This is a genomic window from Oleiphilus sp. HI0079 (assembly GCF_001635105.1).
This window is the reverse complement of the sequence record NZ_LWFT01000013.1, coordinates 1-844: the sequence shown is the minus strand read 5'-3', so window position 1 is coordinate 844 and position 844 is coordinate 1. Positions and strand designations below refer to the sequence as shown.

Here is an 844-nt window from a genome sequence, read left to right as displayed (position 1 = left end):
ACAGCTTTCGGTTATGCATTTTTTAATAAGTGCTTTATTAGCCTCCTGAATGCTCCTTATGCGATGAATTGCCTGTTCGATATTACCAGACTCAATCTCGTTCAGCGTTTTATTGAAAAATTTGTACTCATTAATCAAACCAAGATGGAGTTGCTCGCTGTTAAACAAATGGAGTTTATCCAAGGTTCTTTCGGCTGAGAAATACATAACCCCAATACCAACAATAAGACCAGCAATAAATACTTTCATTTGATGCCTTAACGCTCAGCTAAGTGGCGCCGTTTACGGCGTCCTTGCTTGAGCGCCTGGTTAACTGCTGGGTGACGGGGATGGAAAATAGCGAAATGCTAAATAGAATTATATTGAACGCTGTAGTCCATTTTTGCTGAATAATTTCATAGTCCCTGTTAGCCGCAGCCAGCAATAAATCCGCTAACTGGTCATCAGTTAGCTTCAAAGAGCCATCCTTGATTAAGGCTGCCTTTTCCGCGACCTTTTGTTCAAAGCTCAGCTCCGCTGCTTGAAATGTTGTAAAGAAGCTATAAAACCTTACGTTCACAATGACGGCAATAAGAGCGTAAAACATATAAAGCAGTACAGTTTTTCTCATATATAACAACCAGAACAGTTAACGCCAAGCTAAGCGGCGCGCATTTATGCGCGTCCTTGATTGAGCGCCTTGTTAAGTGTTTTGTGTTTAATTAGAACGCTAGCCATCGCCGTCCCCTCCAAAGCCACCGGAATCGATGTGGCTACTGCCAGCACCGTCATCGGAAAGCCCCACACTATTTGAGTGCGAAGCCACTATAGCGGTAAGGAAGAAGAGCTCTAGTACGCGAGACCT

General features: G+C 43.4%; 2 protein-coding genes. Both read right to left on the bottom strand.

Features of this window, described 5'->3' with window-relative positions:
* The coding region (locus tag A3750_RS00305) for a hypothetical protein (protein ID WP_156498262.1) at window positions 1–249 on the bottom strand (249 nt) is incomplete at its 3' end.
* Window positions 250–268: 19 nt separating this feature from the next.
* The gene (locus A3750_RS00300) at window positions 269–610 is read right to left on the bottom strand and encodes a hypothetical protein (protein ID WP_068455377.1); all 342 of its coding nucleotides are present in this window, start codon (window positions 608–610) and stop codon (window positions 269–271) included.
* Between the last annotated feature and the right edge of the window lie 234 nt (window positions 611–844).